This window comes from Schlesneria paludicola DSM 18645 (assembly GCF_000255655.1).
Lineage (GTDB): Bacteria > Planctomycetota > Planctomycetia > Planctomycetales > Planctomycetaceae > Schlesneria > Schlesneria paludicola.
Genome location: NZ_JH636434.1, coordinates 410,895 through 424,972 on the forward strand (window position 1 = coordinate 410,895; position 14,078 = coordinate 424,972).

The 14,078-nt window shown below is 53.9% G+C and carries 10 protein-coding genes and 1 tRNA gene; 8 read left to right on the top strand and 3 right to left on the bottom strand.

Annotated features, from left to right (window positions below):
* Nucleotides 1-19: 19 nt before the first annotated feature.
* Nucleotides 20-568, bottom strand: a complete 549-nt coding sequence (locus OSO_RS49600) for a glutaredoxin family protein (protein ID WP_010581905.1) — start codon at nt 566-568, stop codon at nt 20-22.
* A gap of 161 nt (nt 569-729) precedes the next feature.
* Here OSO_RS49600 and OSO_RS0102050 point away from each other — a divergent pair, with 161 nt between their 5' ends.
* A complete protein-coding gene (locus OSO_RS0102050) occupies nt 730-1,491 on the top strand; it encodes a hypothetical protein (RefSeq protein WP_157604950.1) in 762 nt (253 codons plus the stop codon).
* A gap of 312 nt (nt 1,492-1,803) precedes the next feature.
* Complete coding sequence (locus OSO_RS0102055; protein ID WP_010581907.1) at nt 1,804-3,168, top strand: SH3 domain-containing protein; 1,365 nt, start codon at nt 1,804-1,806, stop codon at nt 3,166-3,168.
* 41 nt (nt 3,169-3,209) lie between these two features.
* On the opposite strand, the gene OSO_RS0102060 is transcribed toward OSO_RS0102055, so the two are convergent.
* Together OSO_RS0102060 and OSO_RS41810 are read right to left on the bottom strand one after the other, a co-directional pair.
* Nucleotides 3,210-4,130: an alpha/beta hydrolase gene (locus OSO_RS0102060; RefSeq protein ID WP_010581908.1), complete on the bottom strand. Its 921-nt coding sequence runs from the start codon at nt 4,128-4,130 to the stop codon at nt 3,210-3,212.
* 25 nt (nt 4,131-4,155) lie between these two features.
* A complete protein-coding gene (locus OSO_RS41810; RefSeq protein ID WP_010581909.1) occupies nt 4,156-6,603 on the bottom strand; it encodes a DUF1549 domain-containing protein in 2,448 nt (815 codons plus the stop codon).
* Between the two features lie 446 nt (nt 6,604-7,049).
* Between OSO_RS41810 and OSO_RS0102080 the strand changes: the two genes are divergently transcribed.
* The 6 genes from OSO_RS0102080 (at nt 7,050) to OSO_RS0102110 (ending at nt 13,125) form a co-directional block, all read left to right on the top strand.
* Nucleotides 7,050-7,124: transfer RNA gene (locus tag OSO_RS0102080), tRNA-Pro, on the top strand.
* Between the two features lie 177 nt (nt 7,125-7,301).
* The gene (locus tag OSO_RS0102085) at nt 7,302-8,378 is read left to right on the top strand and encodes a tyrosine-type recombinase/integrase (RefSeq protein ID WP_010581910.1); all 1,077 of its coding nucleotides are present in this window, start codon (nt 7,302-7,304) and stop codon (nt 8,376-8,378) included.
* A 114-nt stretch (nt 8,379-8,492) separates the two neighbouring features.
* The gene (locus OSO_RS0102090) at nt 8,493-9,563 is read left to right on the top strand and encodes a hypothetical protein (RefSeq protein ID WP_010581911.1); all 1,071 of its coding nucleotides are present in this window, start codon (nt 8,493-8,495) and stop codon (nt 9,561-9,563) included.
* A gap of 110 nt (nt 9,564-9,673) precedes the next feature.
* The gene (locus OSO_RS0102095) at nt 9,674-10,015 is read left to right on the top strand and encodes a DUF1580 domain-containing protein (RefSeq protein WP_010581912.1); all 342 of its coding nucleotides are present in this window, start codon (nt 9,674-9,676) and stop codon (nt 10,013-10,015) included.
* 68 nt (nt 10,016-10,083) lie between these two features.
* Nucleotides 10,084-11,511 carry a ParB/RepB/Spo0J family partition protein gene (locus OSO_RS0102100; protein WP_010581913.1) on the top strand — a complete coding sequence of 476 codons (1,428 nt, stop codon included), beginning with the start codon at nt 10,084-10,086 and terminating at the stop codon, nt 11,509-11,511.
* A gap of 573 nt (nt 11,512-12,084) precedes the next feature.
* Nucleotides 12,085-13,125: a hypothetical protein gene (locus OSO_RS0102110; protein ID WP_010581915.1), complete on the top strand. Its 1,041-nt coding sequence runs from the start codon at nt 12,085-12,087 to the stop codon at nt 13,123-13,125.
* The last annotated feature ends 953 nt before the right edge of the window (nt 13,126-14,078 follow it).

Genomic DNA, 14,078 nt, shown 5'->3' on the forward strand with positions numbered 1-14,078 from the left:
GTATTGAGCCGTCGAGCGACTACTGAACCTCCGTGCCGTGGCCGTGGGACGACTTCAGGCCCTGGGGAGGGCTGCCTTCGATCAGCCGTCTGAGTAATGCTTCATCAACGCGTCCGCGAAATCGAATCTTACCATCAAACGCGATCACAGGGACACACGTTTGGAATTGTTCGGTCAGTTCACGGCTGGACTGGATCTCAATGTTTTCAACACGAGGCAGCCACCGCTCGTATCGTGCGAGTAATTCGGCGGCCTCATCACACAGGTGACATCCTTCTTTGGTGTAAAGGATGACCGATCGAAATCGACGGCCGGGGACTGCGGGACGCCATCCGCTTTCTGGCATTTTGGGTTTACCCCACAGGATTTGCCATCCGAGTGCCGTCATGCCAAATCCCAAGCAGACCCACAAGGATTGATTCGAATACCAGAAGCTGGGCAGACCCGGCAATTGCGTTGTCATCTGCAGCCCTCGCAAGACGAGAAGGATGAGCCCTCCGCCAAACAGGCCTCGCCCGAGTGGTACGAGGCGGTTCTCTGGTGCCGAACCCGTCGGTCTGTATGTCATATGCAGATTCTCGTCACATCGTGAAGGTGTTGCGTGCGTTTTGATGAGAACTCGCCAAGCCTAACAGTCATCTTGACCGAATACCGTTCAATTCTATACTCCGCGGCATGCGTCCTGTCTCGCTCGTTGCGTGTTTCGTCCTCGTCGCCGCGACGTCGGTGATGGCCGCGCCATGGAGTCGCATCTCTCTTAGCTCACCGTGGAAGAAACCGCCCGCCGCACACCAGTGGGCTGATGAGCGTGAACTTGGCCCCTATCTGATCCGATCCGAATTCCCGCTCCGAGACGTGCACGAACTGGTGCAGGATCTCGGAGATCTGCAAGACGATATCGAGAAGACGCTGGGGCTGCGATGTCAGCCCCAGGCGATTCAGATTCATTTGTTCAATAGCAAACGCAGCTACAATCAATACATCTCCGTGAGGATCCCCGAAGGCGTCAATCGCCAGGCCCTGTATGTACCCGGGACCGACGCAGGGCGCGTGTATGCCTACCGCCACAGCGACCTGGAAACAGATGTGCGGCATGAAACGACGCACGCCCTTTTGCACACCGCGCTGCCGTATGTTCCAATCTGGATCGACGAGGGGTTCGCGGAGTATTTCGAAGTGCCCGCCGGTCGTCGCGAAAAAGGGAATCCACATCGGGGTGAACTGCAAAACGCCATTCGATTTGAACGTTGGAAGCCCGATATTGCGTACCTTGAGTCGAAGCGAGAACTGCTTGACATGAAGAAACGCGAGTACCGTGATTCGTGGGGGATCGTCCATTTCTTAATTCACGGTCCCGTGGCGGCGCAAGAATCGCTCGCGACCTACTTCGAAGAAATTCAATCGGGCGACGTTCCCATGCCGCTCAGTAAACGTCTGATGCAACGTATTCCGAATCTGGATCAGGCGATTCTCGACCATCTGATGAAGTGAGCCCCCCATTGAGCCTTCGTGTTTGGGGCGTTGTCAAACCTTGGCCGCTCAGGCGTGCTGCTGCGGGGGGTACACATCTGTGAGCAGTGCCCTCCTGCCTCTGCCGTGGGTAGCCGCGACGACTTAAGCACCATTTGGTGTTTCTCGCGAAACAGGTTGGGAAAAACTCGACTTCAATTGGTCTTGAGCAGATTTCGCCGGTGGGCTACAACCCGCGCCACATCTCCCAGATTTGATCCGTGGCAGCATTCGAGTCGCGGATCGCATTCCCCCAAATTTCAACACTGCATCGAGTCCGCAGCGGAGGCTGTCATGCGTATTCCGTGTTTGATTGCCGGCTTCGTGTTTTTCACGTCGGTCGTCACGGTGCCCGCCGAAGAACGCACGTTTCCCTATGAGGCCGTCATTGATGTCGCTGACGGTGACGATGTCTGGAGCGGACCGAGTTCCAAAAAGTTCTATCCAACCAGCCACTTGAACCGTGGCCAGCGAGTCAAAGTCGTGCGTCATGATCCGGGTGGCTGGTGCATGATCGAGCCGCCCGAGGGCAGCTTCAGTTGGATCAGGGCCTCACACGTGCAAAAGAACGGCCCCAATCATGGATCACTCAAGCAGAATCGGATTGTCGTTCACGTCGGCAGTGACCTGAATCCAGACGATTTTACGACGATTCAGGCAGAGCTTTCCAAAGATGCCGATGTCGAAATCCTTGGCGAGAAATCGTTCCAAGTTGGTGACGAAGCTCCGCGTGTCATGCTAAAGATTGCCCCGCCGAAAGGGGAATGGCGCTGGATCGCCCGAAAGTCGATCGTCCCCATTGATGCGTTTCGAAATGATCCCTTCCCATCAGACCATCCCAAGAAGCGCACTGGTCCGATCGCAGAGCAAGACGATGATGCATTCGCAAAGCCGGTTTCCACTGGTCCAGTCGTTCGTGAGTCATTGACGGATTCGTCATCGAATGAAGCCACCTCCAGTCGAACGGAAACCGCGACCGAAAAACAGGCCGGCAAACAGCGTCTGACAGAGATCGATCAACAGTTCCGCGAAATGATTCAGAATGATCCGCCAACCTGGGACCTCGATACGCTCGAACAACAGTATCGACAGCTCGATGCTGACGTTGGGCTGGCTTCGATGACATCCACGATCAAGCTTCGAGTCGATGCGGTCAAGCGTTATCGCAAGGTCTACAAGGACTACATAGATTTCTATAAGCTGTCGTCCGAGACAAAAGAGCGTGATGCGCAGCTCCAGCAGCAACAAGCTCAATTCCAGCCTGATTCGGTCAAACCGTCACCGATGGCCGATCCGCAGCAGGCGCCAACGCCGATCACTCAACCTGGATCGTCGGCACCCGTGCTTGGCCCGGCTCAGCCCGTCGCCTCGGGCCAGGCGCCGGCCGCCGCCCCGTCGACAGGCCCTACGCCCTCATTTGATGGGGCCGGAATCGTCCAGCGGATCACCAACGCCACGCCAGGTGGACCGCAGTTCGTGCTGATTGCCCCCGACGGACGAATGCTGAGCGTTCTTCAGCCGGGACCGGGTGTTGACCTGAACCGGTACAACGGGCGTCCGATGGGCGTCATCGGACCCCGCGTTCGACGTGAAGACTGGAATGCGGACGTGATCACAGTTCGCAGCCTTCAACCGGTTCAACTACGCGGTATGCGATAGTGATGGCGATGGTGCCGTCGCTTTTGTCCGTTGCCGCGTGATCAGGGCTTCACCAGATACTTGTCGAACCAGTCGGCCAGCGTTTTAAAGTCGCTTCCGATTTCAGGCCACCCGTGATCACGTCCTTTTTTGCTGACCAGTTCGCTGGCGACGCCGACCGATTTCAGTTTTTCAATGATGATCTCGGCCTGCTGGATCGGAACGAGCTTGTCTGCATCACCGTGGATGATCAGCGTTGGTGGGTCGTCGCTCGTCACATGATTGACAGGGGAAATCAATTTACCGATTTCAAGGACGCGAGCTTCGTCCGTGATCGGGACGAACGCTTTGGTTTTCTTGTCGTATTCATGAAAATCGAACGGGGCGCGGTAGTCCTTCAGGATGCCTCGACCCAGGGCAATTTCGCCTTGGGTGCCATAGTTTAGAAAATCGGTGGGTGGAAAGAAGCAGGCAACGGCCTGCACGCGACTGGATGCACGGTCGACCGGATCCTTTGCGTCCGGATTTCCGCTGGATCCGGCCGTCCCCAGCATCAAGGACAGATGGCCGCCAGCTGACGCTCCGCAAATGCCGATTCGACTCGGATCAATCTGATACTTTTCCGCGTTGCTGCGAATGAATCGAACAGCACGGTTCAGATCTTCAAGTACTTCGGGAATCGTAAACTTCGGCTGACTGCCATGAACCACTGCAAAGACGGTATAGCCGCGATCAAGAAACTCTTTGGCGAAGGCCAGGTTGATCGCTTCATGGGCCGAATACCAGCCGCCACTCACCACGAAAACGATCGCGGCGCCATTGGCCTGCTTCGGTGTAAACACGTCCATCGTCAGGGCCGTGCCCCATTTCCGGCCATAAATCACATCCTCAACTCGTGTGAACGCATCTTCCGCCCAGGCGGCGTTGGAAGAGAAGAGGCAGGCGATTATCAGGATCGAACCGAGGCTCGTCGGCAGCTTCATGGGCAACTCCAGAAATATGGGTCGGTCATCGATTGAACAGAAACGCGGGGCTGTTGATGAGCGCCCACATCAGGTCTTGAGCCCCCTCAGCGGTTCCATTCGTCGCGAGATACTTTACACCCTGTTCGCGTTCCGCCTCCGTCGCGGGGCGATTGAAGACGGAAAGGTAGATTTCATTGACGACCTGCACTGGTTCGGCTTTCGCGGCGACGAGCTTCGCAATCAACCCTTGTGGATGCACGATCGCTTCCGAGATTGTTGGCCCGTTGATCAAAGTCAGTGTCTGCGCCAGGCTCACTTCCGACGATCGTTCGCATTCGCACGGCGATTCGCGCGGAGCACGGCCAAACATGTCGAGGAAGCTGACACTAGCCGACGAGTCCGGCAGTTGCGACGCATGGAAGCCTCCTGGCACACCGGGCAGATTGGTCGGTGCCCCCGTCGCAGTCATAATGGCGTCGAACAACTGTTCTGCGGCCAGTCGTCTAGGGGTCGCGTGTGAATAGTTCACGTCATCATCTTCGTTCCATTTCTGTGTCGCGAACGTGCGTTGATACGTGTGTGAGTTGGCAATCGTGCGCAGCACGTGCTTCAGATCAAAATTGTGCGCGATAAAGTCGCTGGTCAAAGCATCCAGCAACTCGGGGTTCGTGGGAGGATTGCTCAGTCGGATGTCGTCGACCGGATCGATAATTCCCCGACCATTCAAGTAGCTCCAGTATCGATTGACGATGCTTTTCGCAAAGTAGGGATTCTCGCGCGATGTCAGCCACGATGCCAATTTGACGCGAGGAATCTCTGACGACAAATCCACACTGGCGAGTTGAAACGGAAACGCCGCAGAGACGGCTTGCCCCGTCCCGGCATGCGTCACCGTAGCGGGCGCTCGCATGTCGTAGATGACTTCTTCTTCGTTGCGATTGCCACCTTTTCGGCCCACCCCACCGAAGAACGCCGACAACTGGTAGTACTGGGTCTGCGTCCATTTCTCGAAGGGGTGATCGTGGCACTGAGCACACACGAACCGCGTGCCCACGAATACTTGTGTCATGTTTTCCATGACTTCACGGGGTTCACGAGCGATTCGATAGTAGTTCGCAGACGGATTCTCGAGCGTGCTGCCACTCGCCGTCATCAATTCATAAACGAATTGATCATAGGGCTGATTGATTGCAACGGCACGACGAATCCAGTTGCGGAACGCCCAGACCCCCTGTTCCTTGATAAACTTTCGATTCGACAACAACAGGTCGCTCCACTTCAGCGTCCAATGGTCGACATAGTCGGGCGATTCAAGCAATTCCTCGATCTTCGCGGCACGTTTCGTCTGGGAATCGCGGGCGTCGTTCAGAAACGCCTTGGTTTGGTCGCCCGTTGCGGGCAATCCGGTCAGGTCGAGCGAAACGCGTCGCAGGAAATCAGCGTCAGAACACAGTTCGGCGGGAAGAATTTTTAAGCGTTTCAATTTTGCGTTGACGTGCTTATCGATGAAATTGAACTCGGGAGAATCCTTCCATTCAAATCCTTCGCGCTTGCCAAGCACGATCGCGGTATTTGAGGCATAGGCGCCTTCATATCGAACAAGTACGGGTGTCTCCCCGCGTCGAACCGCTTTAATTTCTCCTCCGGGACTGACCGTCGCGACTTCAAAATTGCTGACTTCGAATACAGCATCGCGGGTCACATCACGTGAGGTGCCATCGCTGAAATAGGCGATGACCTGCATCTGCTGGGTCTGACTTGTGCGTTCAAGTACGGGGCTCGCGGGCAGCAGTTCGAGTCGCGATGGCCGAGTGGCTTCGCTGAATTTACACCCCTCGGCAATCCATTGTTCTATGATCTTGTAAGCGCGCGAATCCTCGTCGAACAGGAATCCGCCTTCGTGCGGCACGCCTTGGGTCGGCTTCAACAGCATCAGACTGTCGCTCGGTTTGGCTCGATTGAAGCGGCGTCCCGACACATCGTCGACCAGCGCGCGGAAATCGTAGAGCGGATCGTAACCGCGCAAACTCAGCTTGAACCCCTTGCGACCTTGCTGGGCGCCGTGGCAGGTCCCCTGGTTACAGCCCACCTTGGCCATGATCGGCTCGACATCCCGAATGAAATCGACTTCTTTTTTGGGCAGCTCTTTGACGTCAACAGGAACCGTGACCGATTGCCCGCCTGCGGTGACGACAACCTGACTCGGCCCCGGCATGACGGGAACAACGTATCCATCCTGGTCAACGCGAATGCTCGACCCCTGAGGTGTGCGTGTCGCAACATGTGAGAAATCAACGATTTTGCCCTCTTGAGTTTCACCCAAGACAAGCAAACTGCGCGCATCGCGAATATCGCTCAGCGTCAGTTTGTCGGGGACGGTCCAGATCCGTGTGACCTTGACTTCGTCGTCGGCAAATATCGTCCTCGTGATCGACGAGTGGCCGATCAAAACGGCGCCTAACACGATCGTCAGCCAACATCGTCGTTGCATCGTTTCAGACTCCCCGTCGAATAACCGATCTGCTGCCACCCGCTTTGGATGCGCAGACTGGCCGCGAACATCGGAACTATTTGATCCAAGTCAGAATACGGCATCCCAGGGGCAGGGTCAAATCGCTTCCGTCTATTCGAATTCCAGAGAGAATCCACAGGATGCCTGATTGCGTTCACGGCACTCGATCTGGTGGCCACGGCGGCAAGACGAAAGAATCGCGACCGAGTCTCACTTCTGAAACAATCGCACCGCGGCACCTACGGAATCGACCGCGAATCAATGCTGGAACAAGCCAATGGTTGGCGGTCAATGACAGTTGAATAGATTCCAGCGTAAAGGCTGTCAATAAAAACTTTTACGGAAATCGACGAGCCTCTCTTGCATTGATCGCGGGACGTTGCGATAGTTCTCGCACGAGCTGTTGTCATCAACAATTCGTGGCCCGGGCTGTAGCGCAGCTTGGCTAGCGCACTTGACTGGGGGTCAAGAGGTCGCAGGTTCAAATCCTGTCAGCCCGACTATTTCCGAGAAAAAACCGGGTGGAGCAATTCACCCGGTTTTTTGCTTAGAAAACAGTATAATCCCCCCGAACCGAATCAGTTCAGATTACCGGGCGAAGGTCGCCCGTGCGGTAGAAAAGTCCTATTTCAATCGTGGAACTCGTTCCACGAAACGAAACGGAAAGGAACCCGCACGTGGCTCGAAAAAAGAACGCAATCCCTTCATATCTGCTTCATCAGTCCAGCGGCCAAGCCAGAGTTCGTGTCAACGGCCACGACTACCTTTTGGGTGAATACCTGAGCCCTGAATCAATGGTCCAGTACGGTGCGTTGGTGGCTCGCGTCAACGCCAATCTCCCACCCTTGAGCCCCTTGGCAAAATCAACATCGGAAGAAGATCCCGGACCAAGCGTGGCAGAACTCATCGTGGCCTTTAAGGCACACGCCGCCAAGCACTACACGAAGAATGGAGTGCCAACGTCCGAGATTGATTGTTACGAGGCCTGCTACCGAATTCTTCGTCCGCTCTATGGACTGACTCCGATCAAAGACTTTGGGCCGCTCGCCCTAAAGGCGGTCAGAACCAAGATGATCGAAAAGAAATGGGCGCGCAGCAACATCAATGTCATGGTTGGACGCGTCCGCAGGATGTGGAAATTCGCAGTCGAGAATGAAATGGTGAGTGTTGATGTTCTCACTCGACTTCAGTCGGTCTCGCCACTGCTTCGGGGCCGTGATCATGGCGCGCCAGATCGACCGAAACGCCATGCCGTTGATCAGGTCCATATTGAAGCCGTTCGCCAGCGCGTCCGGCCGCTCGTCAGGGATTTGATTGACCTACAGTTGGCGACCGGTGCCCGATCCGGCGAATTGTTGGCGCTGACGCCCGCGATGATCGACCGAACGAAAGAAACGTGGACCACTGTTCTGGATGACCACAAATGTGCTCACCACGGGTTGCGACGAATGATCCCATTCGGCAAGAAGGCTCGCGAAATCATCTCAAAGTATCTGTCAGATGATCCAGACAAGCCCTTATTCGACATTGAACGGACTTCGTATTGCCGGGCCGTGACGCGGGCGTGTACCGATGCAAAGATCCCTCGCTGGTCACCTCATTGGCTTCGGCACACGTACGTCACGCGGGCGCGGGCGGAACTCGGCGTTGAAGCTGCTCGTGCTGTTGCAGGACACACGACGACTGACATGACAGACGTTTATTCGAGCCAGATGGACGCTCTGGCGATCAAGACGGCTGAAGCACTCGGTTAAGAACGGTATGCTCTCCTTTCAACTCGGATAGACCGGCCAGTCGACAAACGGGAATCCTGATCCCGCTTCCGAGTTGTTTCTTCAATCAGGATTCGGCAACAGGAGCCGACGGCGATGAATTTCAAAAAAACACGGGCCCGCCTCTGTGAACTTGAAACCTTCTTAAACGAAGTTCACTACTATCTATGTCTGCTATGCAATTATGCCGAGAGGCACGAAGAATTGGCCAAAAATGCGTCACTGCGCCACCACCTATCTCGCAAGAATGCCAGGAAAGACGAGAAGCGATTCGGTTGCAAGGTCGAAGACATGGTCCGTGAATCCTTTGTGCACATTTGTGCCCGATTTCATCAACTCGGATTTGAACTTGAATCAGCAATTGATAGCTATCACGAATACGAATGGGAACTGCGAGATCACTATCGGAAAGCTCCATTGCTCGACTTTCCTGGCGATCATTCGAGCGCCGTTGATGCACTGATTTCGACTGCGATAGAAGCACATATCACGATGATCAGAGCAATTGATCATACGATCATTGATAAATACAAATCGCACGTTTTAGCTCAAAACAAAGTGGATCAGCAACATGTAGACACTCTGGATGTAAAGGAAGCTACCATCTTTGTGGACGCGATCGCGTGCTGTGCCACAGATGACAAAGTGCATATGTTTGACGAATTTGTTGAAGAGCGCTTTGTGCAGGAGGAGCTACGAGCAAAGTGGCTGGCCAAGTTCACTGAGTGGGGACAATTCTTCCTAGCTGAAAAAGTTCCGTTGCTTGAGACTGAGGGGCTTCTTCGTCGCCTGCAATCCAGATATCGCTGCGAGTTGAGCGTGGCCAGGCTGCACATCGATACAACTATTGAGCATTGCAGAGCCGTGATTGCTTCACAGCGAAACTCGGTTAATCGTGCGGTCGAAGGTAAGCGAAAGTCTCCGAGTATCGTTTTGACGAATCATCAATTAAACATTCTTGAAGCGTTAAAAGGAAAAGCACTAACGGTGACCAAACTCGCCGATGCTGTTTCTGGAGGTGTCACCACTCGCCTTTACGATTTTGGGCTGAAGACCGTTTTGGAACAGAACAGGCTCGCGAGGCTCATACGAGGAGTTGGCTGGATTTCTGTTAAACATCCGCCCGCCGACCGCCTCATCACTGTAACCGATTCCGATTCCGAATAAGTCCGTAATAACTACTGAAAAAGTCCGGCTAAAAAAAACGGCTTCTCGAAGTCATCCTCATCTTCGCGTTACGAATACTCATTTCGTCTCTCGTTGACTGAGGATTTTTTATGATCGCGATCAAACCAAGCAATCAGCCAGATGTGATCGACATCGAACACGAAACGATCATTGGCCTGTTCGAAATCCCGAAACATTGTCCTGGCCCGCGAAAGCCGTCACGCGCAACCGCGTTTCGATGGGCTCTTGACGGGCTGCGAATTGCCGGTACTGACCAGCGAGTCAAGCTGCCGACTCTCAAGCTGAATGGCATCCGCTGCACCAGCGTTGAAGCCCTCCATCGATTCTTGCGGATGGCCAATGGCCAGGCACAACCTGCGGGGCTGACAGCTCAGCAGCGTCGCAAGCAGGCGGAATTAGCTAACCGGCTCCTCGAATCATCCGGGTACTGATCGGTCTCTTCCTAAAACGCATCAGCAGATGCCGTCAATCCCTTCCTGTAGCGCAAGGATGTTTTTCCATGGCAACGACTGCCCAAACTTCGAGGCCCGAAAAAAAGGGTGCGGACAAGCGACTTAAGATTGTCAACGTCGCGATCGCAGATATCAGACCATCCCCAGAAAACGATACGTTGTACAGGCCTGTACTCGCATCCGATCCAGAGATCAATTCGTTGGCTCAGTCGATAAAAGCAATTGGGCTTCGTGAGCCATTGGTGCTGACCCTAGATGGATACATCCTGAGCGGTCACCGGCGATTCATGGCCAGTAAAATCGCTCGCCTGACTGAAGTGCCGTGTCGGTATGAGAACATTCGGCGGATTGATGAACCGGACAGGTTCGTCGTGCTCCTGAGGGAATTCAACAGGCAAAGAGTAAAAGCTCTTGATGAGCAACTTCGAGAGTCGGTTGTCGACATTGACCCCGAAGAGGCCCGGGCGGAATTGATCAACTACCGTCGGGAAAAATCAAAAGTCGATCATGACCAACTTTTGCTCGGATCGTACAAGCGGCGTAAGGCAATTTCACCGGCAAAGACGCCGATGGTGGAAGCGATCTTCCGCGCTTTGGAGAAGTTGAAAGGAATCTTGCCAGTTTCGGACAGGCAGATTCATTACGTACTGCTGAATAATCCGCCCTTAATTCACGCCAGCAAACCTGAGAGTCGGTATCGCAATAACATCGCGTCCTATAAGTCGTTGGTTGAACTGCTCACACGAATGCGCCTGAACGGCTTGATTTCGTTCGAGGCGATTGCTGATGAGACGCGCCCGGTAACGATCTGGAATGTATCTAGAGAGCCTGGGGCATTCATCGCGACTGAGATGAACGAATTTCTGAAGGGATACTTTAGGGATCTCATGCAGTCCCAGCCGAATCACGTCGAATTGCTGTGCGAGAAAAATACGGTCGCACGGATCGTCACTGATGTCGCAAGCGAATTCTGTCTGCCAGTGACAAGTGCCCGTGGATTTTGCAGTCTTCCGCCGCGCCATGCGATGGCTAAGCGATTTCGCAAATCTGGGAAGTCGAAACTGGTGGTACTGATCGTCAGCGATTTTGACGCGGACGGCGAATGCATCGCTGAATCCTTTGGTCGGTCGATGCGTGACGACTTTGAAATTGGCGATATCGTCCCAATTAAGGTTGCGCTGACGCACGAACAAGTGCTGAAATATAACCTGCCGCAAGGGTTAGAGGCTAAGTCAGAAACAGCACGTTCTCGGGCTTTCATCGAGAAATTTGGAGCGAATAGCTGGGAGCTCGAAGCACTGCCACACGAGACCCTGCAACAGATTATTCGCGACACCATCGCCAACGTCATCGACATGGACTTGTTTGAACAGGAACGAGTTGCTGAGGATCGAGATGCAGCACGTCTCAAGGGTATCCGAGATTTGATGCAGAAAAACTTCGCTTCGTTCGTCATGGAGGTGGACGCTCAATGAGTCGCCATGAAGTTCACCGTGATGCGCGGCGAGCGGCAATCAGAATCTAGGTGAGTCGTCGGCTTGGACTCGATCGCATCAAGCTCAATTGCGATGTCGACATCTAATCGGATCACGTCTCACCAATTAGCGTCGCAGATTCTTCTGCCCTATGTCGCGACTGCGGATTCATCGAGGCTGAAGACCTGACATCTGCGTACGGACTGCCAGTGCTCGGCGCTGACGATGTAATGACATTTTTCGCGTGCGACGCTCTGGGAGATCTCACGAATTTTGACTGAGCGCCGGCCGGGTGGAATCAGCCGGCGCTCGTGATCGGAAACCGTCCAGTGGAAGGACTTCAAGATTATGGCGACTTCAAGGACTGAATCAACGCGTGGTCGTCATAGACCACACAAAAATGACTTAAACGAGCAAATCTTTGAGTTTCTCCAGCCAGAGTCATTTGCACCTGCAGACTACTTGCAGACCCCTTCTTTGAGCAAGCGGCACGATGACGCGAGGTACTTCATCAGTTTGATAATGTGGAAATTCGCGAGGCGTGATGTCGATGAAAAAGGGCTTGTTAGGTTAATGGCAAAATACTTGCTGAAGGTCATGCGGGCGCAAACCTATGCCGAGGTCATTGAAGCTTTAATTGTTGGTGGCGTCGTCGAACGTTTCGCCTACGTTCCCGGTGCAAAGTCCTTCGGCTATCGACTCGATAAACGCTACTTGGAAGATAAGCACATTCGCGTCAAAGCGACCGACCTTCGCTTGATTCGGCGTTTGGCAAAATTTCACGCGCAAGCGGCGAAGGATGTCGACGCTCGCATGAAGCCCGTTCACAGGCAGTTAGCGAAGCTGCAAGCTCAGCTGGAAATCGATGGCGACGCGGCGCGAAAGACAATAGCAGGGTTAGATCCAGCGTCGAATCCGTATGACTGCCAGGGAATCAACGTCCAAAATATCGAAAGTCGCGACTTCTACGCGAACGTCAGTCAGTACGGTCGATTAGCCAACAGCATCTCGACTTTAAAGAGGGAACTTCGAAAACATCTTCACGTGAGAAATCAGAGTCTGGTGAGTGTAGACGTGGCGAATGCCCAACCAGCTCTTCTCGGCAAGCTCGCAGCACAGCACAGGAAAGGAGAACAGGAGAGAATTAAAAGCAGAGGCAAATATGATTCACGTTTTTCTGATCTCGAACAGTACATTCGGCTCGTGCAAAGTGGCGAGTTCTACGATCACTTCGCGCTGAGTCTGAATGCACCTGAATTGGATCGAGACGCCATCAAAAAGAAGATTTTGGCGGACGTTATTGCCAAAAAAGGCAAATATCAGAGCAAGGTCGAGGACAAGTTCCGTGAGCTGTTCCCGAGCGTCTATCGGTTCATTAAGAAAGTAAACGCCAACGATCACGCGAATTTGATCAGGCTCCTGCAACGCGAAGAATCCCATTTCGTGATCGAGACCGTGGCCGCAAACTTTATCGCGACCAACCCCGGTGAGTTCGTCATCAGCCTACATGACAGTCTTTACTCGACGCGAAAAAACCTCCATGCGATCGAGCAATCATTTCAGCGTGGTTTCGAGCAGACGGGCTTTCCGATGACGCTGAAAGTCCACACGTGATCCTGTTCGAAGAACTGATGTATTTGAAAAGGAGGGGCCTGTGCCAAGAGTGAGTTCGAAGATCGGATTCAGATGCGTTGCGGTTAACGATGGTCAGCCATGCAAGGGTTTTATGTCCGTTGGTAGATCGGAACACAGCAAAGAAATGCGCTGGGTTTCCCGAGTGCGAGTTTGCAAGGTGTGTGGTGCGGTCGAGTCGACAATTGAGACATCGGTCAACGGGCCGCAGAGGGCATTCAATTACAGGTTACAGTCCCGTGCAAGCAAGCAGGTCTAGATCATGCCACGAATGTCTGAAGATCGCGGATTCATGTGCCAGAATATCATTCACGACATTCGGTGCGACGGCCGCTGCAGAGTGATTTATTCAAAGTCAGACGACATGCATAACCAGATCTACAGAGTCCGCGAGTGCAGATCCTGTGGAGCCCGGCAATCAACGCTTGAACGAGGTGCTGGACCGATCCGTCCGCCAAAACAGAACAGGGAAGGTAAATGACAGTTGAATCCGCAGAATGGCACTTGCTGAATCTCGCAGTAAAGGCCCACGCCGAAATGTCCTTCCCAGATGCGGCGGAAAGGCAGAGGCAGACTGCACTGGAACAGAAGCGACAGGCACGCCGCAAGCCGTCGCGAAAGCACGCAGCCAAACCGAACTTCGATGAACCAAAACTCTTGCCCGCAGTCCCGAATGAAGACAACCAACCCACGGGACGCGAAAAATGCCCGCGGAAGCAGTGCCAGTCAGTTGCGTATCTGTGGTCGAACCGCGAACGAGTCTGGCGATGTACGACATGTAGAATGCCAGTGAGGTTCAAAGATGGGATCGCCCAAAAATTCGTGCATCGCGACATGAGCGATTACGTCGCAGGTGGATGGCACAGACCGCAATCAACGGTCACGCTCCAAAACTGCATTCGCCTACTAGGTGCATCACTTCTAGGGGGGCCAAG

Bases quoted from the DNA above. Each gene is read 5' to 3' on its own strand.
- OSO_RS41810 (WP_010581909.1), bottom strand. From the start codon at position 6,603: ATGCAACGACGATGTTGGCTGACGATCGTGTTAGGCGCCGTTTTGATC.
- OSO_RS0102055 (WP_010581907.1), top strand. From the start codon at position 1,804: ATGCGTATTCCGTGTTTGATTGCCGGCTTCGTGTTTTTCACGTCGGTC.
- OSO_RS0102090 (WP_010581911.1), top strand. From the start codon at position 8,493: ATGAATTTCAAAAAAACACGGGCCCGCCTCTGTGAACTTGAAACCTTC.
- OSO_RS0102050 (WP_157604950.1), top strand. From the start codon at position 730: ATGGCCGCGCCATGGAGTCGCATCTCTCTTAGCTCACCGTGGAAGAAA.
- OSO_RS0102095 (WP_010581912.1), top strand. From the start codon at position 9,674: ATGATCGCGATCAAACCAAGCAATCAGCCAGATGTGATCGACATCGAA.
- OSO_RS0102110 (WP_010581915.1), top strand. From the start codon at position 12,085: ATGGCAAAATACTTGCTGAAGGTCATGCGGGCGCAAACCTATGCCGAG.
- OSO_RS0102060 (WP_010581908.1), bottom strand. From the start codon at position 4,130: ATGAAGCTGCCGACGAGCCTCGGTTCGATCCTGATAATCGCCTGCCTC.
- OSO_RS0102100 (WP_010581913.1), top strand. From the start codon at position 10,084: ATGGCAACGACTGCCCAAACTTCGAGGCCCGAAAAAAAGGGTGCGGAC.
- OSO_RS49600 (WP_010581905.1), bottom strand. From the start codon at position 568: ATGACATACAGACCGACGGGTTCGGCACCAGAGAACCGCCTCGTACCA.